Origin of the sequence: Alcanivorax sp. 97CO-5 (genome assembly GCF_000524665.1) — a bacterium.
Lineage (GTDB): Bacteria > Pseudomonadota > Gammaproteobacteria > Pseudomonadales > Alcanivoracaceae > Alcanivorax > Alcanivorax borkumensis.
The window spans coordinates 115,336-138,962 of the sequence record NZ_KI965904.1 but is presented as its reverse complement, the minus strand read 5'-3'; the positions used below and the strand labels follow the sequence as shown (position 1 = coordinate 138,962).

The 23,627-nt window shown below is 55.0% G+C and carries 20 protein-coding genes; 13 read left to right on the top strand and 7 right to left on the bottom strand.

All coding sequences use genetic code 11. The annotated features are described in order from the left end of the window. Positions 1 to 15 precede the first annotated feature (15 nt). Together argF and Y017_RS11250 are read right to left on the bottom strand one after the other, a co-directional pair. A complete protein-coding gene (gene argF, locus Y017_RS11255; protein WP_035460846.1) occupies positions 16 to 924 on the bottom strand; it encodes an ornithine carbamoyltransferase in 909 nt (302 codons plus the stop codon). Then, a complete protein-coding gene (locus tag Y017_RS11250) occupies positions 921 to 2,102 on the bottom strand; it encodes an aspartate aminotransferase family protein (RefSeq protein ID WP_035460978.1) in 1,182 nt (393 codons plus the stop codon). Before Y017_RS11250 ends, argF begins: the two co-directional genes overlap by 4 nt. Before the next feature lie 232 nt (positions 2,103 to 2,334). Between Y017_RS11250 and Y017_RS11245 the strand changes: the two genes are divergently transcribed. The 4 genes from Y017_RS11245 to Y017_RS11230 all read left to right on the top strand — a co-directional run bounded on the left by Y017_RS11245 (position 2,335) and on the right by Y017_RS11230 (position 7,593). Further along, positions 2,335 to 3,885 carry a hydantoinase B/oxoprolinase family protein gene (locus tag Y017_RS11245; RefSeq protein ID WP_035460844.1) on the top strand — a complete coding sequence of 517 codons (1,551 nt, stop codon included), beginning with the start codon at positions 2,335 to 2,337 and terminating at the stop codon, positions 3,883 to 3,885. Positions 3,886 to 3,972: 87 nt separating this feature from the next. Further along, complete coding sequence (locus tag Y017_RS11240; RefSeq protein WP_035460843.1) at positions 3,973 to 6,156, top strand: TonB-dependent receptor domain-containing protein; 2,184 nt, start codon at positions 3,973 to 3,975, stop codon at positions 6,154 to 6,156. 165 nt (positions 6,157 to 6,321) lie between these two features. Then, complete coding sequence (gene grxD / locus Y017_RS11235; RefSeq protein ID WP_011588007.1) at positions 6,322 to 6,654, top strand: Grx4 family monothiol glutaredoxin; 333 nt, start codon at positions 6,322 to 6,324, stop codon at positions 6,652 to 6,654. Between the two features lie 336 nt (positions 6,655 to 6,990). Then, positions 6,991 to 7,593, top strand: coding sequence for a peroxiredoxin (locus Y017_RS11230; RefSeq protein WP_007148668.1), 603 nt, complete (start codon positions 6,991 to 6,993; stop codon positions 7,591 to 7,593). Positions 7,594 to 7,726: 133 nt separating this feature from the next. Here Y017_RS11230 and rnt read toward each other — a convergent pair whose 3' ends face one another. Then, complete coding sequence (gene rnt, locus Y017_RS11225) at positions 7,727 to 8,395, bottom strand: ribonuclease T (protein WP_035460842.1); 669 nt, start codon at positions 8,393 to 8,395, stop codon at positions 7,727 to 7,729. Positions 8,396 to 8,623: 228 nt separating this feature from the next. Between rnt and Y017_RS11220 the strand changes: the two genes are divergently transcribed. The 6 genes from Y017_RS11220 (at position 8,624) to sat (ending at position 14,663) form a co-directional block, all read left to right on the top strand. Continuing rightward, the gene (locus tag Y017_RS11220) at positions 8,624 to 9,847 is read left to right on the top strand and encodes an argininosuccinate synthase (RefSeq protein ID WP_035460840.1); all 1,224 of its coding nucleotides are present in this window, start codon (positions 8,624 to 8,626) and stop codon (positions 9,845 to 9,847) included. Positions 9,848 to 10,340: 493 nt separating this feature from the next. Continuing rightward, positions 10,341 to 10,724: a lactoylglutathione lyase gene (gene gloA, locus Y017_RS11215; RefSeq protein WP_011588010.1), complete on the top strand. Its 384-nt coding sequence runs from the start codon at positions 10,341 to 10,343 to the stop codon at positions 10,722 to 10,724. Beyond that, positions 10,724 to 11,182, top strand: a complete 459-nt coding sequence (locus Y017_RS11210; protein ID WP_011588011.1) for an ATP-dependent zinc protease — start codon at positions 10,724 to 10,726, stop codon at positions 11,180 to 11,182. Before gloA ends, Y017_RS11210 begins: the two co-directional genes overlap by 1 nt. Further along, a complete protein-coding gene (gene rimK, locus Y017_RS11205; RefSeq protein ID WP_011588012.1) occupies positions 11,179 to 12,087 on the top strand; it encodes a 30S ribosomal protein S6--L-glutamate ligase in 909 nt (302 codons plus the stop codon). The genes Y017_RS11210 and rimK overlap by 4 nt, the downstream gene beginning before the upstream one ends. Positions 12,088 to 12,205: 118 nt before the next feature. Further along, on the top strand, positions 12,206 to 13,264 hold the full coding sequence (locus Y017_RS11200; protein WP_011588013.1) for a succinylglutamate desuccinylase/aspartoacylase family protein: 1,059 nt from the start codon (positions 12,206 to 12,208) through the stop codon (positions 13,262 to 13,264). 193 nt (positions 13,265 to 13,457) lie between these two features. After that, on the top strand, positions 13,458 to 14,663 hold the full coding sequence (gene sat, locus Y017_RS11195; protein WP_081737609.1) for a sulfate adenylyltransferase: 1,206 nt from the start codon (positions 13,458 to 13,460) through the stop codon (positions 14,661 to 14,663). A gap of 163 nt (positions 14,664 to 14,826) precedes the next feature. Here sat and Y017_RS11190 read toward each other — a convergent pair whose 3' ends face one another. Further along, a complete protein-coding gene (locus tag Y017_RS11190) occupies positions 14,827 to 15,153 on the bottom strand; it encodes a YecR-like lipofamily protein (protein ID WP_035460837.1) in 327 nt (108 codons plus the stop codon). A gap of 264 nt (positions 15,154 to 15,417) precedes the next feature. Between Y017_RS11190 and Y017_RS11185 the strand changes: the two genes are divergently transcribed. Both Y017_RS11185 and Y017_RS11180 read left to right on the top strand, forming a co-directional pair. Continuing rightward, the gene (locus tag Y017_RS11185; RefSeq protein ID WP_011588016.1) at positions 15,418 to 16,323 is read left to right on the top strand and encodes an aspartyl/asparaginyl beta-hydroxylase domain-containing protein; all 906 of its coding nucleotides are present in this window, start codon (positions 15,418 to 15,420) and stop codon (positions 16,321 to 16,323) included. 434 nt (positions 16,324 to 16,757) lie between these two features. After that, the gene (locus tag Y017_RS11180) at positions 16,758 to 17,432 is read left to right on the top strand and encodes a hypothetical protein (protein ID WP_011588017.1); all 675 of its coding nucleotides are present in this window, start codon (positions 16,758 to 16,760) and stop codon (positions 17,430 to 17,432) included. A gap of 90 nt (positions 17,433 to 17,522) precedes the next feature. On the opposite strand, the gene Y017_RS11175 is transcribed toward Y017_RS11180, so the two are convergent. Together Y017_RS11175 and recQ are read right to left on the bottom strand one after the other, a co-directional pair. After that, complete coding sequence (locus Y017_RS11175; protein ID WP_035460835.1) at positions 17,523 to 18,902, bottom strand: DEAD/DEAH box helicase; 1,380 nt, start codon at positions 18,900 to 18,902, stop codon at positions 17,523 to 17,525. Positions 18,903 to 19,361: 459 nt separating this feature from the next. Then, entirely contained in the window at positions 19,362 to 21,503 is a 2,142-nt protein-coding gene (recQ, locus tag Y017_RS11170; protein ID WP_035460833.1) for a DNA helicase RecQ, read from the bottom strand. 100 nt (positions 21,504 to 21,603) lie between these two features. Here recQ and chrA point away from each other — a divergent pair, with 100 nt between their 5' ends. Further along, positions 21,604 to 22,746, top strand: a complete 1,143-nt coding sequence (chrA, locus tag Y017_RS11165) for a chromate efflux transporter (protein ID WP_035460831.1) — start codon at positions 21,604 to 21,606, stop codon at positions 22,744 to 22,746. Positions 22,747 to 22,850: 104 nt separating this feature from the next. Here chrA and Y017_RS11160 read toward each other — a convergent pair whose 3' ends face one another. After that, positions 22,851 to 23,597 (bottom strand): ParA family protein, encoded by a 747-nt coding sequence (locus tag Y017_RS11160; RefSeq protein WP_011588021.1) that lies wholly within the window; start codon positions 23,595 to 23,597, stop codon positions 22,851 to 22,853. Positions 23,598 to 23,627 lie beyond the last annotated feature (30 nt).

Sequence of the window (23,627 nt, the reverse complement as noted above, 5' to 3'; positions counted from 1 at the left end):
CGTGCAGCGTTGCCATCAATGTTGGCCAGTGAGCAGAAATTCCAGCAAGGCTTTCTGCGCGTGCAGGCGGTTTTCGGCTTCGTCCCAGACCACGGCGCGGGGGTCGTCCATCATTTCGTGGCTGACTTCTTCGCCACGGTGGGCGGGCAGGCAGTGCATGAACAGCGCATCCGGATCGGCTTTGTCCATTAGTTCAGGGGTGACTTGATAACCCTCAAACGCGTTAAGGCGGGTTTGCTGTTCATCTTCCTGGCCCATGGAAGCCCACACATCGGTCACTACCAGATGAGCGCCTTGCACGGCGGTGGCCACGTCCGCTTCTAAGCTGACCCGCTCCGGATAGCGGCCCAGCAGGTCGTTATCTGGGGTGAAGCCGTCTGGGCAGCTGATGACCAATTCGAAATCAAACTGGTTGGCAGCGTTAATGTAACTGGCACACATGTTGTTGCCATCACCGACCCACACCACTTTCTTGCCTTGGATGCTGCCGCGATGCTCTACAAACGTCTGCATGTCGGCGAGTAGCTGGCAGGGGTGGAAGTCATCCGTGAGGGCGTTTATCACGGGTACCGCGCAGTGGTCGGCAAAGGTCTGCAGGGTGGCGTGGTCAAAGGTGCGGATCATTACCGCATCGACCATGCGTGACAGTACCCGTGCTGAATCTTCAATCGGTTCACCCCGGCCCAGCTGAGTGTCTCGGGGCGAGAGAAAGATGCTGGAGCCACCAAAATGGGTCATCGCTACTTCAAAGGATACCCGGGTGCGGGTGGATGATTTTTCGAAAATCATGCCCAGCGTTTTGCCTTTCAATGGCTCATGGTTCTGGCCGTTGCGCAGCATGGTTTTCAGCTCAATGGCGCGCTGAATCAGGTAGCCGAGTTCATCTGGAGTTAGATCGGTCAGGGTCAGGAAATGACGGGTCATGCGACCTCCTGCTCATCGGCAAAACGGTGGATCAGGGCAGACAGGGTGTCCACTAGATGCTGCATTTCAGTTTGGTTGATCACTAGCGGTGGCAGTAGCCGTACCACGGATCCGGCGGTGACATTGATTAGTAGGCCGGCGTCGCGGGCGCGGTTGACCAGCTCGGGACAAGGGCGATCGAGCTGGATACCTAGCATCAGACCCCGCTGACGAATTTCGGTGACCATGGGCAGGTCTGAAAACGCCTGAGTAAAGGCATCTTTCAGCCAGGCGCCTTTGTCGGCCACACCATCAATGACATCATCGGTGAGCGCATTGACGACGGTCAGGGCAGTAGCGCAACCCAACGGGTTGCCGCCGTAGGTGCTGCCGTGATTACCGGGGCCGAACACACCTTCGGCTTTGCCGGCAACCAGGCAGGCGCCAATCGGAAAGCCGTTGCCTAGGCCTTTGGCCGTGGTCAGCACATCCGGAGTGACATTGGCACCCAGGCAGGCAAAGTAATCCCCGGTGCGGCCGTTGCCGGACTGTATTTCATCGAGCATCAGTAGCCAGTCGTTGCGATCGCACAGGGCGCGCAGGCCAGCCAAGTAGTCGTCCGCAGGAATGTGGATGCCACCTTCGCCCTGCACCGGTTCTACCAGTACAGCGACGATGTCGCGGTTCTCTGCTAATGCTTCTACTGCCGCCAAGTCATTGAACGGGACGCGAACAAAGCCGTCCAGCAAGGGTGCAAAACCTTCCTGCACCTTGGCGTTGGCAGTGGCCGACAAGGTGGCCATGGTGCGGCCGTGAAAGCTGCCTTCCATCACCACCACGGTGGGGCAGGTGATCTGTTTGCGAGAGCCGTACAGGCGGGCAATCTTGATGGCCGCTTCGTTGGCTTCTGCACCAGAATTGGAGAAAAACACGTTTGCCATGCCGCTCAACTCACACAGACGCTGCGCCAGCGATTCTTGGGCGGGAATGCGGTACAGGTTGGACGTGTGCACTAATTGCCTGGCCTGTTCAGCCAGGGTTCGGGTCACCGCCGGGTGGCAGTGGCCTAGGTTACACACACCAATTCCGGAGATGGCATCCATGTATTTGTGGTCGTTTTCGTCATATAACCACACGCCTTCGCCCCGCACGAAAGCCACTGGCTGGCGCGCGTAGGTGGGGATCAAATATTGCGACATAGCAGGCAATTGATAATTGGCAATGAATAATTGATAACGAGCCAGTGCGCTCTTATCCGCGTCTGGTTCCCGTCCCAAAACAAAAAACGGCAGCCGAGGGCTGCCGGAACCGCCGATAATAGCGCAGTTATTGGCCAATAGTTAATAGTTGATGCAAGACAATGAACAAGGGCAGACTGCTCTGCATTAGATTTTCGCTATCAACTATTCATTATTGACTGCCTATTGCCCTATGAATCCTGTCCAGCTGAGTATTTTTGCCAACCGCCTTGGCGGTATCTGTGAGGAAATGGGTGCGGTATTGCGCCTGAGTGCGCTGTCCCCGAACATCAAGGACCGACTCGACTTTTCCTGTGCTATTTTTGATGCCCAAGGTCGGCTGTGCGCCCAGGCGGCCCATATCCCGGTGCATCTTGGGTCCATGGCTTATGCCATGGCGGATCTGGTCACGGGCAGAGAGTGGCAGGCAGAAGATCTGATGGTGGTGAATGATCCCTATTTGGGTGGCACGCATTTGCCGGATGTAACGGTGGTTGCGCCGGTATTTCAGTCGCAGACCCTAATGGGCTTCACTGTGACCCGGGCCCACCATGCGAATATTGGTGCCCACAGCCCTGGATCCATGCCGGTATCTACCCATCTGGAGCAAGAAGGGATTGTTATTGCTCCCAGTTGGCTAAAACGCGCAGGGCAATGGCAGGTGCCTTTGTGCCGGCGCCTAGCCGGGCTGGAGGAGCACGGGACGTTGCCGGTAGAGACTCCGCGTTTTGCCGACTTTTCTGCCCAGGCTAGTGCCTGTGAGGCGGGTGCCCGGCGTTTGGCGGAGCTGGCCGATCAGCAATTTGATCTGGTGGCGGCCTTTGATGCCCTCAATGCGTATGGTGAAAAGCGTGCTCGCGCTCGCATCGCGACCCTGCCGGATGGTTGTTACCGGTTCCAGGATTACATGGACGACGATGGCCAAGGCCAGCAGGGCATCCTCATTACCGTCAGCCTCACGATTTGCGGAGATCAGGCCTCTCTGGATTTTAGTGGCACGGCAGATCAGGTGGCGGGAAATATCAATTGCCCGTTGTCCGTGGCAGCCGCAGCGGTCTATTACTGCTTTCGCTGCTTGATGGACGATGACGTGCCTGCCTGCGATGGTCTCTTTCGGCCTATAAAGCTGTCCGCTCCGCCAGGCTCGTTGCTCAATGCCCGCCGCCCGGCGGCGGTGGCTGCCGGCAATGTGGAAACCAGTTCACGGGTGGTGGATGTGGTGCTGGGTGCGCTGGCTCAGGCGGCGCCGGAGGCAATTCCCGCAGCCAGTCAGGGAACCATGAATAATGTGGCTATGGGCGCTGGCGGTGACAATGGCTGGGATTATTACGAAACCATGGCCGGTGGTACGGGCGCTCATGCTGGTGGCCCTGGGCTGTCGGCGGTGCACAGTCATATGACTAATACTCTTAATACGCCAGTCGAAAGCCTTGAGTCTCACTATCCGCTGAGGGTGCACCGTTATCAATTGCGCAGGGGCAGTGGGGGGAGTGGGCAGTTTATGGGGGGCGAGGGCTTGGTCCGTGAGTTGGAGTTCTTGGCTGATGCCCAGGTCACCCTGCTTACTGAGCGTCGCCTTTTCGCTCCCTGGGGGCTGGCCGGAGGGCAGAGTGGAGCGGTGGGGGAAAACCGCCATAACGGCCGGTTGTTGCCACCGAAAGCCAGCTTCACCGCTCGCCCCGGTGATCGGTTGTTAGTGGCTTCACCCGGCGGTGGCGGGTATCGCGGCAGGGAATGCAAATGAGAACTATAGCATATTGATATTGATTCTTTTTCGTTATATCTTCTGCGCGCTTACATTATTTACATTTGCGTCGGGAAGGGAAAAGTCATGTATTTGCAGCGCCGCTTGCTTTGCTGTGCCATCGCCTCCGCTATGGCCGCTCCAGCTTTTGCTGATCAAGCCAATGAGCTGAAACCGGTACAGATTATTGGGGATCGTCAGAGCACTTTTAGCGTCAGTGGCTCTGCCCACGTGCTTTCTAACGAAGATTTGGAAGAAAAGGAAAACACCGATGTGCACCGCATGCTGCGCGACGTGCCCGGCGTGTATTTCCAGGAAGAAGATGGATACGGCCTGCGCCCAAATATCGGTATCCGTGGTTCCGGCCGAGATCGCTCCAGTAAAATCTCTTTGATGGAAGATGGTGTGCTGATTGCGCCGGCCCCCTATGCTGCTCCGGCCGCTTATTATTTCCCTAGTGCCGGTCGTTTCTACGGTGTTGAGGTGTTGAAAGGGCCGGATACCTTGCGTTATGGGCCCTTCACCGTGGGCGGGTCCATTAACTTCCTGTCCACCCCGATTCCTGCCCGTGCGTCTGGCATGGTGAATGTGGAGGGTGGTGAAGATGGATCGCAGCGTGCCCATGCCTATTATGGGGCCACCGAAGGTCAGTTTGGTTTCATGCTGGAAACCCATCAACAACGAGCTCAAGGCTTCAAGGATATCGACCGTTCCAACCGCGATAGTGGTTTTGATAAGCGTGATTATGTCGCCAAGCTGCGCTGGCAGGCCCCGGAAACCGCGGATATTCAACAGGCATTTGAGTTGAAGCTGGAGCATTCCAGTGAGGTTTCTGATGAAACCTACCTGGGCCTGACCGACCGGGATTTCGAGAATGATGCCAACCGTCGCTACGGTATGAGCGATATCGATCAGATGGATAATGATCGAGACGCGGTATCTTTGCGCCATACCTTAGTGTTTGACGAGAACACCCAGTTGAACTCCGTGGTGTATCGTAACGAGTTCAACCGTAACTGGTACAAATTGGCCAGTATTGGTGGCCAGAGCATTGGTGGTTTTGTGGCGGATGCTAACGCTAATGGTGGCACTAAGCAGGCCGTGTTGAGTGGTGCTGCTGATGCCACGGATTTGGTATTCAAGAACAATAATCGGGAGTACATCTCTGAAGGTGTGCAGACTGAATTGAATCACCGTTTCCAGACCGGTTCTGTGGACAATGATCTGATTGTCGGGGCTCGTTACCATCAGGATGAAGTGGATCGTTATCAGCCCACGGACACCTTTGATCAGGTCAATGGCAGCTTGGTGTACCAGTCGTCCACCTTGCCCACGGGTGGTGATAACCGTTTGGAAAATGCGGATGCTGTGTCTGCCTGGATTATAGATCACGCTTATATTGGTGATTTTATTGTCACCGGCTCATTGCGCTACGAGAACGTGGAAAGCAAGAGCAAGCGTTGGGGCGATCCGGCACGTAACACGGTGAGCTCACGCACTGAAAATCGTAACGAAGAACTGATGGCGGGGCTGGGGGCTACTTGGCTGCTCAATGACAATTGGTCGTTGTTAGCGGGCGTTCACCAGGGCTTTGCGCCGGCAGGCGCGTCTTCCCAGAAAGGCACTGATGCGGAAAAAAGCGTTAACTACGAAACCGGTTTCCGCTACTGGCAGGAAAACTTCAGTGCGGATGTGATTGCGTTCTACAGCGATTATGAAAATACCATTCAGAACTGTTCTATTGCTAATCCATGCCCCAATGGCAATGACTTTGGCACCCAGAGCTTTGGTGAGTCGGAAGTACGGGGTCTGGAAGTGGGCTTGAGCAGTGTGATTTGGGAAGGTGATAGTGGCCTGCGAGCGCCGGTACGGCTGGCTTATACCTACACTGACGGTGAAATCACCAAGGATGCGGATGACCTGTCGGTGCTGGAGGGCGATGTGTTGCCTTACCTGCCTGAGCATTTGGCTAGCCTGACGTTTGGTTTGGAGAAGCCGGCGGCTTGGTCTGCGCTGATGTCAGTCAGTCACACCGATGGCATGTGTATCGATAATAGCTGTGACCGCCCGGGAGAAGTCACCACGTTCAAACGCACCAGCGATTACGTGATTGCCGATATCGTGGCGACTTATCAGGTGAACAGTGATATGGAAGTGTATGTCAAAGTGGATAACGTGTTTGACGATCAAGAAATCGTTTCTCGTGACCCTGCCGGTGCTCGCCCCAACAAGCCGCGTACTGGCTACGTGGGCATGAAAGTGCATTTCTGAGGTTGCTCTTTGTGGTAAGAAGAAAAGGGGGCTTTAAGCCCCCTTTTCTGTTTCGTGCCTCTTGAAGCTGCGCCTCTGTGACCCCATCTGGGATGGGCAGGGCCATCAGTGGTAGAATAGTGGCCAACCACAGCCAATACACCCCACAACCGCCAGGTAGTCAGTATGGATGTTATCCAGGTCATCAAAGACCAGATCGAAAAGAACCCGGTGATCCTCTACATGAAAGGGTCCCCCCAGTTTCCCCAGTGTGGGTTTTCCGCACAGGTGGTGGAAGCGATGACCGCCGTTGGCAAGCCGTTTGCCTATGTGAATATTCTGGAAGCCCCAGAAATTCGTCAGAATCTGAAAGAATATGCTAACTGGCCGACTTACCCGCAGTTGTGGGTGGGCGGCGAATTGGTTGGCGGCTGCGACATCATTATGGATATGTACCGCTCCGGTCAGCTTAAAGAGATGGTTGACGGCGTTGCCGTGGAATCGGATGACGACGCTTGAATAGGGCGTTGGTATTACGTAAAACCCGGCCTTAGCGCCGGGTTTTTTTGTCTATAGCGTCTTTTTTTGTGGCATTCTTGTTGATCTGCTGCAATTGATTAATACGTGCCCTAGCCCTGAATTGACGGCGTTTTGCGCAAACGATGCAGATTCCTGCTAAAGAACGCCTTTTGCCTGTTGAAAGCCGGGACACAATCCCCATGATTGTCCAATGCGGCACTAGCCCAATGCAGTATTGCCATGGGCGTTGTATGATCTGCTGCACTGATTTCAAGCGGCCAGAGAGATGGCACTGCTCTGGCTATATCGTATAAATGGAAACAATGGAGAGAAACAATGGGCGTTCTGGTAGGTAAACCTGCACCGGATTTTACTGTTCCTGCTGTATTGGGCGATGGCAGCATCGTTGATGAGTTCACCCTGTCTGAAGCCATTAAAGGCAAGTATGGCCTGGTGTTCTTCTACCCGCTGGACTTCACCTTCGTGTGCCCGTCCGAGCTAATTGCTCTGGATCATCGCATGGACGCGTTCAAAGAACGCAACGTGGAAGTGATTGGCGTTTCCATCGATAGTCATTTTACTCACAACGCATGGCGCAACACGCCGGTTAACGATGGCGGCATCGGCCCAGTGAAATACACCCTGGCCGCAGACATGAACCACGGTATTGCCCAGTCCTATGACGTTGAGTCCGAAGGCGGTATGGCTTTCCGTGGTGTGTTCCTGATCGATCAAAACGGTGTCGTGCGCAGCCAGATCGTTAACGATCTGCCACTGGGTCGTAACATGGACGAGCTGATTCGTCTGGTTGATGCCCTGCAGTTCCACGAAGAGCACGGTGAAGTGTGCCCGGCGGGCTGGCAGAAAGGCGATTCCGGTATGAAGGACACCCCGGACGGCGTGGCCGAGTACCTGTCTGGTAATGCCGACAAACTGTAATAATAAGCCGCACAAAGAAAAGGGGGCGCTAGAAATAGCGCCCCTTTTTTTATGCTGTTTTCTGGATGCTTGAAGCTGGATGACTGGCGTTAAAATCTAGATCAAAAACGCGGCGTATCGTCAGCTGTTCAACTCAATCCAGTTCTCTCGCCAGAGTTGGCGGGATGGTTTTTGCGGGTGGAGGCGGCCAGCCGCCCAAAGTCTTAAAGCGATTGACCATTGAGCAGAATAGTTCTGCAGTGCGAGTAGCGTCATACAGTGCGGAGTGGGCCTCGCGCTGGCTGAAGCGGATACCGGCAGCTTCACAGGCTTTCGCCAGCACCGTCTGCCCGTAGACTAGGCCGGCCAGAGTGGCGGTATCGAAGCTGGAGAACGGGTGGAACGGGTTACGCTTAATGTCGGTACGGTCGGTGGCGGCGTTCAGGAAGCCCTGATCGAAGAAACTGTTATGTCCCACCAATACCGCACGGCTGCAGGCGTGTTGCTTTATCGCCTTACGCACAGGCTCGAATACACCCTTGAGGGCGGTTTCTTCCGGTACCGCACCGCGCAACGGGTTGTTTGGGTCTATACCGGTAAAGTCCAGTGCAGCTTGTTCCAGATTGGCTCCGGGGAACGGGTCCACATGAAATTGGATACGAGTGGACGGGCGCAGGTTGCCCTGGGCGTCCATTTCAATCAAAACGGCGGCGATTTCCAGCAGCGCGTCGGTTTGGGAATTAAATCCCCCTGTTTCCACGTCGATTACAACGGGTAAAAAGCCGCGGAAACGTAGCGCCAGGCTAGGATGCTGATCGCTCATGATCACTCCATCAAACATAAAGACCCCGCAGGAACGCTAAGCGTAACGGCGAGGGGGGCTTATGCTACCGGAATAGCTACGCAGGCAACAGACGAAACCGCACGCGCGGCCGTCATGGAGGTGACGGGCAAGGGGGCAGGCGGGTACAATACGCCCCCTCTATATGCCTCACGATTCATCGGGCGCTGGCTCATGCGCTGCCGGCGACCCATTTGCGGAGTCTTTTCAATGTCCAAGATCAACAAGGTGGTACTGGCTTATTCCGGTGGCCTGGATACCTCGGTTATCGTCAAATGGCTGCAAGATACCTATGACTGTGAAGTGGTGACGTTCACCGCGGATATCGGTCAGGGTGAGGAAGTGGAGCCAGCCCGGGCCAAGGCAGAAGCCATGGGCGTGAAAGAGATCTACATTGAAGACCTGCGCGAAGAGTTCGTCCGTGATTATGTCTTCCCTATGTTCCGCGCCAATGCCATCTACGAAGGTGAATATCTGCTGGGTACGTCTATTGCGCGCCCATTGATCGCTAAGCGCCTGGTGGAAATCGCCGAAGAAACGGGCGCCGATGCTATTTCTCATGGCGCCACCGGCAAAGGTAACGACCAGGTGCGTTTCGAGCTGGGCGCCTACGCCTTGGCCCCCGGCATCCAGGTAATTGCTCCCTGGCGCGAGTGGGACTTGAACTCCCGCGAAAAGCTGATGGCGTATTGTGAAGAGCGCAATATTCCGGTGGATTTCTCCAACAAGAAGAAAAAATCCCCGTACTCCATGGATGCCAACCTGCTGCACATCTCCTATGAAGGCGGCAACCTTGAAGACCCGTGGTGGGAAGCGGAAGAAGACATGTGGCGTTGGAGCGTTAGCCCGGAAGCAGCGCCGGATCAGGCGACTTACATTACTCTGGGCTTCGAAAAAGGCGATATCGTTTCTATCGATGGTGAAACCCTGAGCCCGGCCGATGTGCTGACCAAGCTGAACAAGCTGGGTGGAGATAACGGCATTGGCCGCCTGGATATCGTGGAAAACCGCTATGTGGGCATGAAGTCCCGTGGCTGCTACGAAACACCCGGTGGCACTATTATGTTGCCGGCTCACCGTGCCATCGAGTCTCTGACACTGGATCGTGAATCTGCACACTTGAAAGATTCGGTAATGCCCAAGTACGCGGAGCTGCTGTACAACGGTTACTGGTGGAGCCCGGAACGTCTGGCTCTGCAGAAGCTGATTGATGCCACCCAGGAACACGTGAACGGTGAAGTACGCCTGAAGCTCTATAAAGGCTGCGTGACTGTGGTGGGTCGTCGTTCCGACAATGACAGCTTGTTCGACGCCTCCATTGCTACTTTTGAAGACGATGCCGGTGCTTATGATCAGAAGGACGCGGAAGGCTTTATTAAGCTAAATGCTCTGCGCTTACGTATTGCGGCTAAAACCGGCCGTAAGCTTAGCTAAGAAACGCGGCACGTTGCATGTGCACGGAAACCGCCGCGAACCCTGGGTTCGCGGCGGTTTTTTTTGGCTGTTTTTCAGCCCCATAGGTCACATGGACATCTGCAAATCGCATTTCGATCGTAGGATCTTTGCCTCGGTAGAAGGCAACTATTTGCATTTGCCCTACACAGCATCGCTGTGAGCGCAGCTGACAGCACGTTTCTGCCTGCTCGTTTGGTCTGGGTGAATGTGAATACTCACCTGCAACGTATACATGACGACCGTAGGCCGAAAAGCAGATGTAGATTACCAGGATTCTGTGTTGCTGCTTTGGATCATGTTGCCGAATGCTAGGCTCAGATAGTTCTCTGGCCTTGGCGGGCGTGGGACCTTACGCGTTAGCTTTACGGTTTTTTTCTTGTTAATTCACCAAACTGACACCACACTCCGCCCTGATAGGGCAGGGCCTGTACAAGCCTTGTAGCGTTCTAATATCGTTGGGAGCCATTCTTGCATGCGAATCCTGCATACCATGTTGCGTGTGGGCGACCTTGAGGCGTCCGTTGCTTTCTATACTCAGGTGCTGGGAATGACCGAATTGCGTCGTAAAGAGTATCCGGAAGGCCGCTTTACCAATGTTTTTGTGGGCTTCCAGCCAGAATCTGAGGGTGCGGTGCTGGAGTTGACCTACAACTGGGATCAGAGCGCCTATGATCTGGGCGACGGTTATGGTCATGTGGCTCTTGCCGTGGACGACGTGTACGCTGCTTGTGAGCGTATTCGGGAAAAAGGTGGCCGTATTACCCGTGAGCCGGGGCCCATGAAACACGGCACTACGGTACTGGCCTTTGCCCAAGACCCGGATGGCTACAAAGTCGAATTGCTGGGACGCGATTGATGGTATCGAATGATTCGCAGGCACTTAGCAAGGTGACGGTAGGGTGGCGCGAGTGGGCTACTTTGCCGGAGCTGGGTATTGATGCCATCAAGATGAAGGTGGATACCGGTGCTCGTACCTCGGCGTTGCATGCCTATGAGGTAGAAACCTTTGAGCGCGGCGGTAACGAATGGGTACGTTTTTGTATTCATCCGATTCAAGATCAGAACACCATTCGTGAATGTGAAGCCCCTGTGCTGGATCGCCGAGTGGTCACTGACTCCGGTGGGCACAAGGAAGAGCGGCCCGTGATTCGCACAGAGATCGCGTTAGGTGGGCGCCAATGGCCCATAGAAATCACCCTCACTGACCGTGAAAATATGAAATTCCGCATGCTGCTGGGACGAACCGCCATGGATTTGATAACTGTGGACCCGACAGCCTCATTCCTACTGGGCGGCACAAAAGAGCAACCATGAAAATTGCGATTCTTTCCCGAAACAAGCGTTTGTACTCTACGCGTCGCCTGGTCGAAGCCGGCGAAGCAGCGGGCCATGAAATGCACGTAATTGACACTCTGCGTTGCTATATGAGCATGGTGGCCCACAAGCCGGAGATTCACTACAAAGGTGAAGTGCTGGAAGGCTTTGATGCGGTGATCCCCCGTATTGGCGCCTCGATTACCCAGTACGGCACGGCGGTGGTGCGCCAGTTTGAAATGATGGGCGTGTTTCCGGTGAATGAATCGGTGGCGATCTCCCGTTCCCGGGACAAACTTCGCTCCTTGCAGCTATTGTCCCGTAAAGGGGTTGGCCTGCCGATTACCGGTTTTGCTCATTCTCCGGATGACATTCCTGATCTGATCAACATGGTTCGCGGTGCGCCGCTGGTGATCAAAATGTTGGAAGGCACCCAGGGAATCGGTGTGGTGCTGGCGGAAACACGCAAGGCGGCAGAGTCGGTGATCGAAGCCTTTATGGGTTTGAACGTCTCGGTGATGGTGCAGGAGTACATCAAGGAGGCCGGCGGTGCGGATATCCGCTGTTTTGTGGTGGGCGGCAAGGTGATTGCGGCCATGAAGCGCCAGGCCGCCCCGGGTGAATTTCGCTCCAACCTGCACCGCGGTGGCAGTGCTAGCCTGATCCGTATTACCCCGGAAGAGCGCGCCACTGCGGTGCGTGCTGCGCGCATCATGGGCCTCAACGTGGCCGGTGTGGATATCCTGCGTTCACACCATGGCCCTGTGGTTATGGAAGTGAATTCCTCGCCGGGCCTCGAAGGCATCGAAACAGCCACCAATAAGGATGTGGCCGGTTTGCTGATCAAATTTATCGAAAAGGATGCGCGGCCTTATAGAACCCAGACAAAAGGATCCAAAGGCTGACGGAGGTCACCGTAGGAGCCCCTTGAGGGACGAAATGGGTAGGCGCCATTGGCCTCTTAAGGGCTCCTGCAGAGAGATCTTTAGCTCAACGGTTTTTCTCTAAGGTATTGAATAAAAAATGAAAAATAGTAGAGAGCCTAAAAATACCCCCTTCGAGATCAACGGCATTACGGTTCAGCCCGGCACTCGGGCGAAAGTGGAATTGCCGTTAGCGCAGCTTTATACCCAAACACCGTTAAACGTACCGATCCATGTGATTCATGGGCGTAAGCCGGGACCGGTATTTATGGTCAGCGCGGCTATCCATGGAGACGAACTGAACGGCGTGGAAATCATTCGCCGCCTGTTGCGCCACTCCGCATTAAAGAACCTTAGCGGTACCGTGCTGGCGGTGCCGGTGGTGAATGTGTTCGGCTTTATCCATAAATCCCGTTACCTGCCGGATCGCCGGGACTTGAATCGCTGTTTTCCCGGTTCTGAAACCGGCAGCTTGGGCGCGCGAATGGCGTGGCAGTTCAAGACTCAAGTGCTGGACCGGGTTAGCTATGCGGTGGACTTGCATACCGGCGCTATTCATCGCGATAACCTGCCACAAATTCGGGCTAATCTGTCCAACGAAGATACCGGTGCCATGGCTAACGCCTTTGGCGTGCCGGTGGTGATTAACTCGGTACTGGGCGAAGGCACCTTGCGCGAAGTGGCAGAAGCTCAAGGCATTCCGGTGATTACCTATGAAGCTGGCGAAGCGTTGCGTTTTGATGAATCCTGTATCCGTGCCGGCGTCAAAGGCGTGCTCAATGTCATGCATCACCTAGGAATGACCGGTAGCCGCCGTACCAAAGCCCCGCGCGAGCCTTATATTGCTCGTTCTTCAAGCTGGGTCCGTGCGGAACGCGACGGTGTGTTCTTGTCACTGGTGGCGCTGGGTGCGTGGATTAAAAGCGGCGATTTGATCGGTCGCATTTCCAGCCCGTTTGGTGGCGACGACGTGGATATTATTTCTCCCGCATCGGGCATTCTGGTGGGTCGCAATAACTTGCCGCTGGTGAATGAAGGCGAAGCCTTGTATCACATTGCTCGTTTCGAGGAAGTCAGTGAAGTGGCGGAGTCACTGGAAGTCTTTACCTCGGATATCGAAGACGGGCCGACGCAATCCGGGCAGCTGCCGATTGTATAGAGCATGGCGCGTTGAATTGAGTCAGGAAAGAATGGGGCTCGCTGTTCGTGGTAACGGCTTAACGCTTTACAAGACTCCTTATGCCGGTTTGCGTTTGTCTTATGCCTCATTGTTGGGCCGACCTGACACTCGTCTTTTGTTATACTGCGCCGCTATATGGATGCCTCGTTGATTGAGTATTTGGAGTAACTAGATGGTCGCTTTGGTCAAGCCGCATGGTGCGGATGAATTAACCCCCCTTTACGTCGCCGATGAAGACGCCCGCGTTGCCTTGCAGCGTGAAGCGGAGACTCTGCCTTCGGTGGCGATCAGTTCCTCGGCCGCCGCCAATGCGGTGATGATGGCGGCTGGTTATTTTACCCCGCTCACGGGTTATATGAATAAGGCCGATATGTTGTCGGTGGCTGATAACCTGACGACCGCCGATGGCCTGTTCTGGCCTGTGCCGATCCTCAATATGTTGAAGGATGTTAGCGCTATTGCCGGGGCCAAACGTATTGCTTTGCGCGATCCCAATGTGGAGGGTGAGCCGGTAATTGCGGTGATGGACGTGGCGGCCATTGAGGAAGCAACTGACGCTGAGTTGGAAGCCGTTGCGGAGAAGGTTTTTGCCACCACAGACAAGCAACATCCGGGCGTGGCCAACTTCCTTGCTGCGGGTAACTTTATTGTTTCCGGCGACATCCAGGTGTTGAATTACTCCTACTTTGCTGACGACTTCCCCGACACCTTCCGCACCGCTGTGTCCATCCGTAATGAATTTGTTGAACGCGGCTGGAATAATGTGGTTGCTTTCCAGACCCGTAATCCGATGCACCGTGCCCACGAAGAACTGTGCCGCATGGCCCAGGAAGCGCTGAACGCCGATGGCATCCTGATTCACATGCTGCTGGGCAAGCTGAAAGCCGGCGATATTCCGGCTGACGTGCGCGATGCCTCCATTCGCAAGATGGTAGACGTCTATTTTCCGCCCAATACCGTGATGATTACCGGCTACGGCTTTGACATGCTATATGCTGGCCCCCGTGAAGCGGTACTACACGCGGTATTCCGCCAGAACTGTGGTTGCAGTCATTTGATCGTTGGTCGTGATCATGCCGGAGTGGGTGATTATTACGGTGCCTTCGACGCACAAACCATCTTCCAGGAGAAAGTGCCAGCGGGTGCACTGGAAATTAAAATCTTCGAAGCCGACCACACCGCCTATTCGAAAAAACTCGATCGCGTGGTGATGATGCGCGATGTGCCTGATCACACCAAAGACGATTTTGTTCTCCTGTCAGGTACCAAGGTGCGTGAGATGTTGGGCCAAGGCATTGCGCCGCCGCCGGAATTTTCGCGCCCGGAAGTGGCACAGATTCTGATGGATTATTATCAGGCGCTGGATGCCGGAAAGTAATCGGCCCCAAGAGTCGTTGCGCTTGATCGACATTGAGTAAAAGGAAAAAGCCTCTGGAAAGAGGCTTTTTTTGTTTATGGACTGTCGACGTTGGACAGGAAAAAATAAGCAACTAATAAGCAACTAAGGAGAGCGGCTGGCCATCGTCGCGTTTTTAGCCGTGTTATTGTGGCTGGTTCGGTCCCGTGCATTGGAAGGTGGCATTGACGGTCCAGCCGATGCAATTTCCATCCTGGGTTTCATTGTTGCAGGTCCGTTTCGGTTTGCCGCTGGGAATCGCACCGTTATAACCCCAGCCTTGGCATTGGGTGTTGGCTTTCTGCAGGCCCTGTTGCCAATCTATCTGTGGGTTTTGCATCAGGCTGTAGTCGGTGGCCAGGGTCACGGAGCCTTCGGCTTGGTTGCCATCGGCGACGCGAATCGGCGAGGCGGGGGTTACGCAGGCGGTCAGCGAAGCAAAGGCAAGAACGGCAATCAATCGAGTGAGCATAAAGCGCTCCAGTCAGTTTGTGAGCATTAACCGGCAAGTTTACGGGCTGGCTTGACGGACTCAAGCGGCAATCTGTAAAGAAAGCAAAATGGTGATAACGGTAGTGTCTGTATTCCCGCAAAAGAGGCAACAGACCAGTGGAGCCGTTTGACAGAGCAATGGCGCTGATTGGCAGGTATTATGCTGATTTTACGGGGTGGTTTTTAAGATCCCGTCCGTCGATTTTTCGGGCAGTAGGTCTGCCCAGAACCCAGGGAAAAGCTGATGACAGTGATTCTGGCCTGCCTGCTAATTTATGCCGGCTGTATTCTTTTTATCCGGATGCGTAATCGCGAGCCGTTTGGCTTGAAGCGCCAGTTGTCGGATTTTTCCACCTTTATGGTGCCGTTCAATATCCCCGCCTATTTGCTGTCCAAAGTGCCAACCACACCGCGTATCGATTTGTCGTATCTGCCGGAGCTGCAACTGATTGAAGATAACTGGGAAACCATCCGTGATGAGGCGGTGGCGCTGTACCAAGGTGGTTTAATTACGGCAAAGGATGACCTGCCCGCTAGCAGCTTCTATAAGGATAACCGTTGGACCAGCTTCTACTTGAAGGTGTACGACAATAAGCTTCCCTCCGCCTACAATTTAGCGCCTAAAACCATGGCGCTGCTGGAGCAAATCCCGACGCTGAATATCGCCTTGTTCGCGGTGTTGATGCCGGGCAAGAAGCTCAATCGGCACCATGATCCTTTTGCCTACACCTTGCGATACTCCATTGGGTTGAGTACACCCAACGATGAAGGCTGCGGATTGACGGTGGATGAAGAGGATTATATCTGGCGTGATGGCGACAGTATTATCTTTGATGAAACCTATATTCATTCCGCTTGGAACCGTACCGAGACGCCTCGTATTATTTTGATGACAGACGTGGACCGGCCCATGAAAATTAAATGGGTGCAGAAGAGCTATTGGTTTTTTGGCTGGTTCTTTAATCGTTTGTTCATGATCGATAACGTGGATAGCAGCCATACGGGTATTGGCAACAAATTGGGCAAGGGGGTGTTGGCTTACAAGGCGTTCCTTAAGTCCGTGAAAAGAAAGAACAAGCCGTTCTATGTGACAGCCAAATGGATAGTGGTGCTGGCGGTGCTGGGCAGTATCGGTTACCGGTTGGTGTAAGGAGGGGGCGCTGCCTGCACCCGGTGAGGGTCTGATTTAGCTGCAGCATACCCTCCGACTGCAAGCCTCTTTCTCCTTCTCGGCTTGCCAATAAACGTGTGTCTTTATTTATGATGTGAACCCCGCAGCATCTGGGGCCGGGGGGTATTTGAGTACCGCGCTTGGCTTGTGATGCCAGCAAACAGAAGCATTGCGCAGGCTGCTGGGGCCGGCATCACTGGTGTGGCGCGGCGTTGGAGCAGGCAAACGGGTGTGGATCGGCAGCTCGAGAGTCGGTTACACATGACGCCCGTTAGCCTCATATACGTATAGCCTTTGTTATTCCGGCCTGATCGGCGTTTCCCCTGCGCCCATGGCACCGTTATTATGGCCAACTTGATCGGCCGCCCATTAGGTGGCCTGGGCACACAGACCTGTAAAGCAAGGATCTAACAATGAAAAACGTGGTGGCGATTCCAGCAAACCCGGCGCTGGTGAACAGCACAGAAGATTTTATTCATGCGGTTGAAAACGACCGTAAAGATAGCGCAGAAAAGTTTATTGAGATGGTGGACCACCTGACCGATCGTGTTATTAGCCTGCTTCTTTTGGAACCGGCCAACAGGACCGAGCTTTCTGGCGGCCAGAAAAAAGTGATCGATTTTGCCGTTTCAACGGGGAGTAAGGCGTCTAGCATGCTGACTCGCCAGATTTTCAAAAAAATCACGAGCAAAGAGTTTTCGCGGGTATTGGCCAATGTAAAGGAGATGTACTGGCCGGCCGGTGACGATAACGATAACCAGGCGTATATGGCGTTTGCGGTGGATGACGATTTTGCCGAGCGCTTCCATAAGGCCACTGAATTGTGTGCAGCGGGTAAAGGAACCGAAGAGGTGTCGCTGGTAATCCGTGCAATGAATGATGTGTCGGACAAAGTGATTGATGAGGTTTTTGTCGCCAATACCAAGGAAGTGAAGGTGGGGTTTGTGTCCCAGAAAGCCTTGAATGTAGGGGTGGACGGTAGCCGCAAAGCGATGCATGCGGTGAACAACAAGGTTTTGAAAGACCTGAGTGATGCCGATCTAAAGGCCTATATGGAGCAGTATCAGAGCCTGTTGCGCCAGCGTTAAGGTTTTGGCGTGAGTACAAAAAACGGGGCCTGTAGGCCCCGTTTTTTGTTCGCCATCAGTTGCCGGGCGTTATGCGTCTCGCCACGGCATTTAGGCTTTGTTGCCATTGGCGGGGCGGTTGCCTGGGGGACGACGGCGGCGTTGTCCATTTCCGGCAGGTTTGGCGCCATGGCTACTATTGCCGCCATTACCACTCTGGTTTCCCTTGCTGCCCTGTTGGGCGCGCTGGCCGTTACCCGAGGGCTGGCCGTTGCGGTTCCTGCCTGCGGAGGCAGGTTTAGGCTTCTTGGGGCGCTTGCTCTTGGGGGGAAGGGGCGCGCGGCCGGTAGGTAAGGGTTCGCTAGGCTCAAAGCCCGCTACAATTTTGCGTTCCAGCTGCTGTTGGGTCAGGCGTTCAATGTCTTTGAGCTGCTGGAATTCGTCGGCACTGACCAGAGAGATGGCTTGGCCAGTGGCGCCGGCCCGGCCAGTACGGCCGATGCGGTGCACGTAATCTTCGGGAACATTGGGCAGGTCCACATTGACGACCTGAGGCAGCTGCTCGATATCCAAGCCACGGGCGGCGATATCCGTGGCGACCAGGGCGCGGACTTTACCACTCTTGAAATCAGCCAGTGCCCGGGTGCGAGCATTCTGGCTTTTGTTGCCGTGGATGGCCGCCGCTTCGATACCGTTGGCTTCCAATTGCTTGGCCAGTTTATTGGCCCCATGTTTGGTGCGGCTGAATACCAACACTTGGAACCAACCGTTTTCTTGAATCAAATGGGTAAGCAAAGCGGGTTTGCGCTTTTTGTCCACCGGGGCAATCCACTGTGTCACCAGTTCGGTAGTGGTATTGCGTGGGCTAATATCCACTTCCACCGGGTCGTTGACCAGGCCTTTGGCCAGCGCGCGAATTTCCGGCGAGAAGGTGGCAGAGAACATCAGGTTCTGCCGCTTGGGCGGCAGTTTCGCAAGAATTTTGCGGATGTCGTGGATAAAGCCCATATCCAACATACGGTCGGCTTCATCCAGAATAAGCACTTCCAAGTGATCAAACTTCACCGCGTTCTGCTGGTATAGGTCCAGCAGGCGCCCCGGAGTTGCCACCAGCACATCGCAACCGCCACGCAAGCGTTGCATTTGTGGATTGATCTTCACTCCACCGAATACCACGGTGGACGTTAGGGGCAGGTTCTTGCCGTAGGTGGCCACACTCTCTGCTACTTGAGCGGCCAATTCGCGGGTCGGCGTGAGCACCAGAGCCCGGACTTGGTTATTGCGGGCGGGTGAGCCCGTGCGCAGGCGCTCCAGAAGCGGCAACGTAAAGCCGGCGGTTTTGCCGGTACCGGTCTGGGCTGCGGCCATCACATCACGGCCAGAGAGTACGGCGGGAATGGCCTGAGCCTGAATAGGAGAAGGGGTGTCGTAGCCACGTTCAGCGACGGCCGCTTGCAGGGCATCACACAGCCCGAGATCTGAAAAATGCATGAAGTTGGGAGGATCAGCTGGAAAAGGGCGGCAAGCCTAACTGATCCGGGCGGTGAACACGAGTAATGCTTGGTAAAGCCGATGACCGGTTTAGGCCGTTAAGAGGTTGGCATGTTCCCCTGTATAGATTCTTCCTGTTCCTTTTTTTCCTCCTCCCGCTGTTTGTTTTTTGTACTTGCGTTAGCCTAATCCAGTAGTGGATTTTGTTGTATCGGTATAATTTTTTGCTTACATCGGCGTCATCATTACCGTGCCGAAGTTGAGTATGGCCTGCCGGTGGTCTACAGCCGCTACGAGATTGGCTTAGTACATCGTTGATCAAACTTCCTGACACGGTAGTTTCCGCGTTCGTTTAAGAGAGGCACGGAAAAAGAGTGAAATAACCAGTTTAGGGCAGATGGTTAGCTGCCAGGATTCAGAGATCACTGAGGAAAAGACGGTGTTTCTGCGCAGGGAGGTTTAGCACTGCGCCAAAATGGCTTGACGTACACAATGAAGAACGCCTGTGGGCCAGTCATCGGCTAGTTGTTCTTTGATCTGGCGGTAGCTGAACGTGTCTTCGGCCAAGTTAGCTTGGCTAAGCAAGGCATCTTGAATAATACCGATTTCTACGTGGCTAAGGCCCAACGCTTGTTCCAGTGACAACTTACCGCTCACGATTAGTTTGCTCAATTCTCGGTAGATGGTCTGTTCGTTCACGTTCTGTTGTCGGGCGATAGCGGGTGGATCCATGTTGGCCAGGGCCAGAGTAAGAATGTCGTTGCTGTCGGGGCCGGCAGCGTCTGCCTCGTCGTTGTCATTACCCTCTGCGTGGCCATTCAGGACAGCTAAAAAGTCGTCACTGTAACGGTCCAGTTTGCGATCGCCCACCCCGCTTACGGCGGAAAATTCCCGATGGTTACGTGGCCGAATGGCGAGCATGTCCATCAGGGTGGCGTCGTGGAACACTACGTAGGGTGGCACGCCTTCTTCTTCTGCCAACCGTTTGCGACAGGCGCGCAGCGCTTCCCAGAGTGTGCGGTCGGCCTCTGCCACGTTGGATTGGCTTTTGCGCAGGCCCGCTTTCTTCGCTTTGGCGATTTCCTTGCGCAGGAGCAGGGGCTGCTCGCCGCGCAAATAAGGGCGGCAAGCATCGGTGAGCTGGAGAGCCCCGTAACCATTCATGTCCACGGTGAGAAGCCCACGGGCTACCAGTTGACGGTAAATGCTGCGCCACTGGGTAGCGCTGAATTCGTTACCGATGTTCCAGGTGGACACATGGTCGTGGCCGGCGCTGGCGACTTTGTCCGAGCGGTTGCCGGTAAGGACGTCGATTAAATGGTTGACGCCAAAGCGTTGTCCGGTGCGATACACACAGCTTAGGGCTTTTTGAGCTGCCTCGGTGGCGTCGAAGGTTTCCGGTGGGTGCAGGCAGGTGTCGCAGTTGCCGCAGGGTTTTTCCAGGGTTTCGCCAAAATAATGTAGCAGGGCCTGACGGCGGCAGTGGGTGATTTCACATAGCCCTAGCATGCTTTCCAAACGCTGGTTTTCATTGCGCTTGTGTTGCTCGTTGCCGCTGCCCTGGGCGAGCATCTGTTTTAATTTGATGGCATCTTCCAGTCCATAGGCCATCCAGGCGGTGGCCGGATTACCGTCGCGGCCGGCACGGCCAGTTTCTTGATAGTAGGACTCGATGCTTTTAGGTAAATCCAGGTGTGCCACAAAGCGTACATCGGGCTTGTCGATACCCATGCCAAAAGCAATCGTTGCCACCATGACGATGCCGTCTTCGCGTAAAAACCGCTGCTGATGTTTTTCCCGCATGGGACCAGACAGCCCGGCGTGGTAGGGCAGGGCATTGATGCCTTGCTGGCATAACCATTCAGCCACCCGGTCCACCTTGTTACGTGACAGGCAGTAGACGATGCCGGCTTCGCCGGCGTGTTCTGCGCGCAGCAGGCGCAGTAGTTGGTTGCGGGCGCCGTCCTTGCGTTCGATGCGGTACTGGATATTGGGGCGATCAAAGCTGGAGACAAAATGCCGTGCCTGAGTTAGGTCGAGTCGCTCGGCGATTTCCGTGCGGGTGCGCTGGTCCGCGGTGGCGGTTAGCGCAATGCGCGGCACATCCGGAAATTCCCGGTGCAGCAAGGATAGCTGCAGATAGTCGTTGCGGAAGTCATGGCCCCATTGGGAAACGCAGTGGGCTTCATCAATGGCGAACAGGGCAATCTCAGCCTGTTTCAGCAGCGCCAGGGTGCGCGGTTGTATGAGCCGTTCGGGGGCGATGTAGAGCATGTCCAGCTCACCCTGCAGCAGGGCGCTTTCCAGCGCCCGGGCCTGATCGTGCGCCAGGGTGGAGTTAAGAAAGGCCGCTCTCACCCCTAACGCTTTAAGGGCGTCCACTTGGTCTTGCATCAGTGCAATCAATGGGCTGATCACTACACCGGTACCTGTGCGCACCAGTGCGGGAATCTGGTAGCAAAGAGATTTACCGCCCCCGGTGGGCATGAGCACTAAGGCGTCGTCACCTTGTATCAGGGTATCGATAACGGTTTGTTGTTCACCACGGAATTGATGATAGCCGAAGACATGTTCGAGCACGGAGTGGGCATTGGATTGCATGGTCGGGAGTATACCTGCAGGGCGGAAACGATGACATCCGTCTGACACTACGGTGTGGTAGCGTTTTGGGTACAACTGATAATAGGTGTGAGTGCAGTTAATGACCGATATTTTTCGGCAGTTTTTGTTGTTGGGTTTGATCAGCTTTGGCGGGCCGGCGGCGCACGTGGGCTATTTCCATCAGCGTTTCGTGGTGCAACTGCAATGGCTGAATGACGAGGATTTTGCGCGCTTGTTGGCGCTTACCCAGTTTCTACCGGGGCCGGCATCCAGCCAGTTGGGCTTTGCTATCGGTCGGTTACGGGGTGGGGTGGCTGGCGCTTTTGTGGCGTTTATAGGCTTTACTCTCCCGTCTTTTCTCTTGATGGGGTTGCTGGCCCTTTATGCCAACGCATTGCCGCTCTGGCTGCAGGGGGGAGTGATCAGCGGGCTTAAGTGGCTGGCGGTGGTCGTGGTTGCTGATGCGGTATGGAATATGGGGCGGCGCTTCTGTACCCATAAATTGACCCGGTGTTTGGCAATGGTGGTGGCGTTACTGTTAATCGGTTGGCCTACCCTCTACGGGCAAGTGATCGCGTTGCTGTTAGCGGCGATTGTGGGGTGGCGTTGGTTGCGCCCAGTGCTGGCCGGCCCAGCTGTGGGCAAGCCCGTGCTACGGCGGCGTCCTTTGGTGCTGTTTGGGCTATTAGCGGTGGCGGCGCTGTTAACTGACGGACCGTTGCTGGCGCTGTGGAATGATTTCTTCACCGCCGGCGCCTTGGTTTTCGGCGGCGGCCATGTGGTTCTCCCCTTGCTGCAGGAATTGGTGGGCTCACGGCTGAGCCCGGATGCCTTCCTCACCGGCTACGCCGCCGCGCAAGCGGTGCCCGGGCCGATGTTCTCATTGGCCTCCTACTTAGGGGCTGTGTTATTGCCGGCTAGCCCGTGGTGGGGCGCATTGATTGCCACCCTGGCCATTTTTTTGCCCGGTTTCTTACTGGTGTTGGGGTTGATGGACGCTTGGCAGTGGTTGTCTTCTCGTCCTGCACTAGCCGGGGCGGTGGCGGGCATCAATGCGGCAGTGGTTGGGTTGCTGTTGGCGGCGCTTTATCAGCCTGTGTTTGTTTCCGCGGTGCATGATGTTTGGGATCTGTTGGCGGTGTTGACTGGTTTATTGTTGCTGTACAGCGGCAAGGTGCCGCTATGGGGGATGGTGCTGTGCATGACGATGCTGGGCGTGCTGGCACAGACCATGCTGAACTAAGCTTTTTTCTGGCGCCACATTGGCGCCCTTGGGACTTGTCCTCGGGGTTACCAAGTAAGGAGGGGTTCGCCTCTCACGAAAAGCCCCCCCCCCGCCTAGAGAAACTATAATTTCAATTTTCCGACAATCTCGAACCACATGGCGCGAAAAGCTTGGGCGCTTGGGGTGTAGGGGGCAAACTCGCCTACAGGGGCTCTGTGGTCGCCCATCTGCTCCACGTGAGTGGAATAGGGAATCCAGGTTTTTAGCCCGCCTTTCATTGCCTTGGGGCGCTTCACCAGCATTTCCACGTGTAGATCCCGGTGGCGATCCACCATGTTGAAAAACGGCACTACGGTTAGGTTCTTGTAGTTTTTGCTGTCCAGCCAGTCGAGAACCTGCTGGAAAGCACGCACTGACAGGTGAGTGGGAATCACTGGGACAAACAGATAATCAACCGCAGCGAAGATGCTTTCGGCCATCGGGCTTAAGGTGGGAGGGCAATCCAGAATAACCAGCTCGTAGCTTTCCCCCAGCGGAGCAATCAATTGTTTCAGGCGGTTTTTGGCGCCGCCATTTTCGATTAGCTTGATGTCCGCATTACGCATGGAAAGATCGGCAGGGATAGCATCCAGGTTGCTCCAGCGGGTTTCCCGTTTTAGTCGGCCGATCGGTTGTTTGCCTTTGATCAAGTTGCCTGCTTTGTAGCCATCGCCATCATCTACGCCCAAGTAGAAGCTGGCGGCACCTTGTGGGTCTAGGTCCCAAAGCAGAGTGCGGTGTTTCCAGCGAGCAGCATGCCAGGCAATGTTCACTGCTGTTGAGGTCTTACCTACACCCCCTTTCAGGTTGTAAAAGGCAATGGTTTGCATGGCGTTCCTTTCCTGTAAACTTTGAAAGTG

Excerpts from the sequence above, each read along its gene's own strand:
- argF (WP_035460846.1), bottom strand. The coding sequence starts at position 924 with ATGACCCGTCATTTCCTGACCCTGACCGATCTAACTCCAGATGAACTC.
- Y017_RS11250 (WP_035460978.1), bottom strand. The coding sequence starts at position 2,102 with ATGTCGCAATATTTGATCCCCACCTACGCGCGCCAGCCAGTGGCTTTC.
- Y017_RS11245 (WP_035460844.1), top strand. The coding sequence starts at position 2,335 with ATGAATCCTGTCCAGCTGAGTATTTTTGCCAACCGCCTTGGCGGTATC.
- Y017_RS11240 (WP_035460843.1), top strand. The coding sequence starts at position 3,973 with ATGTATTTGCAGCGCCGCTTGCTTTGCTGTGCCATCGCCTCCGCTATG.
- grxD (WP_011588007.1), top strand. The coding sequence starts at position 6,322 with ATGGATGTTATCCAGGTCATCAAAGACCAGATCGAAAAGAACCCGGTG.
- Y017_RS11230 (WP_007148668.1), top strand. The coding sequence starts at position 6,991 with ATGGGCGTTCTGGTAGGTAAACCTGCACCGGATTTTACTGTTCCTGCT.
- rnt (WP_035460842.1), bottom strand. The coding sequence starts at position 8,395 with ATGAGCGATCAGCATCCTAGCCTGGCGCTACGTTTCCGCGGCTTTTTA.
- Y017_RS11220 (WP_035460840.1), top strand. The coding sequence starts at position 8,624 with ATGTCCAAGATCAACAAGGTGGTACTGGCTTATTCCGGTGGCCTGGAT.
- gloA (WP_011588010.1), top strand. The coding sequence starts at position 10,341 with ATGCGAATCCTGCATACCATGTTGCGTGTGGGCGACCTTGAGGCGTCC.
- Y017_RS11210 (WP_011588011.1), top strand. The coding sequence starts at position 10,724 with ATGGTATCGAATGATTCGCAGGCACTTAGCAAGGTGACGGTAGGGTGG.
- rimK (WP_011588012.1), top strand. The coding sequence starts at position 11,179 with ATGAAAATTGCGATTCTTTCCCGAAACAAGCGTTTGTACTCTACGCGT.
- Y017_RS11200 (WP_011588013.1), top strand. The coding sequence starts at position 12,206 with ATGAAAAATAGTAGAGAGCCTAAAAATACCCCCTTCGAGATCAACGGC.
- sat (WP_081737609.1), top strand. The coding sequence starts at position 13,458 with ATGGTCGCTTTGGTCAAGCCGCATGGTGCGGATGAATTAACCCCCCTT.
- Y017_RS11190 (WP_035460837.1), bottom strand. The coding sequence starts at position 15,153 with ATGCTCACTCGATTGATTGCCGTTCTTGCCTTTGCTTCGCTGACCGCC.
- Y017_RS11185 (WP_011588016.1), top strand. The coding sequence starts at position 15,418 with ATGACAGTGATTCTGGCCTGCCTGCTAATTTATGCCGGCTGTATTCTT.
- Y017_RS11180 (WP_011588017.1), top strand. The coding sequence starts at position 16,758 with ATGAAAAACGTGGTGGCGATTCCAGCAAACCCGGCGCTGGTGAACAGC.
- Y017_RS11175 (WP_035460835.1), bottom strand. The coding sequence starts at position 18,902 with ATGCATTTTTCAGATCTCGGGCTGTGTGATGCCCTGCAAGCGGCCGTC.
- recQ (WP_035460833.1), bottom strand. The coding sequence starts at position 21,503 with ATGCAATCCAATGCCCACTCCGTGCTCGAACATGTCTTCGGCTATCAT.
- chrA (WP_035460831.1), top strand. The coding sequence starts at position 21,604 with ATGACCGATATTTTTCGGCAGTTTTTGTTGTTGGGTTTGATCAGCTTT.
- Y017_RS11160 (WP_011588021.1), bottom strand. The coding sequence starts at position 23,597 with ATGCAAACCATTGCCTTTTACAACCTGAAAGGGGGTGTAGGTAAGACC.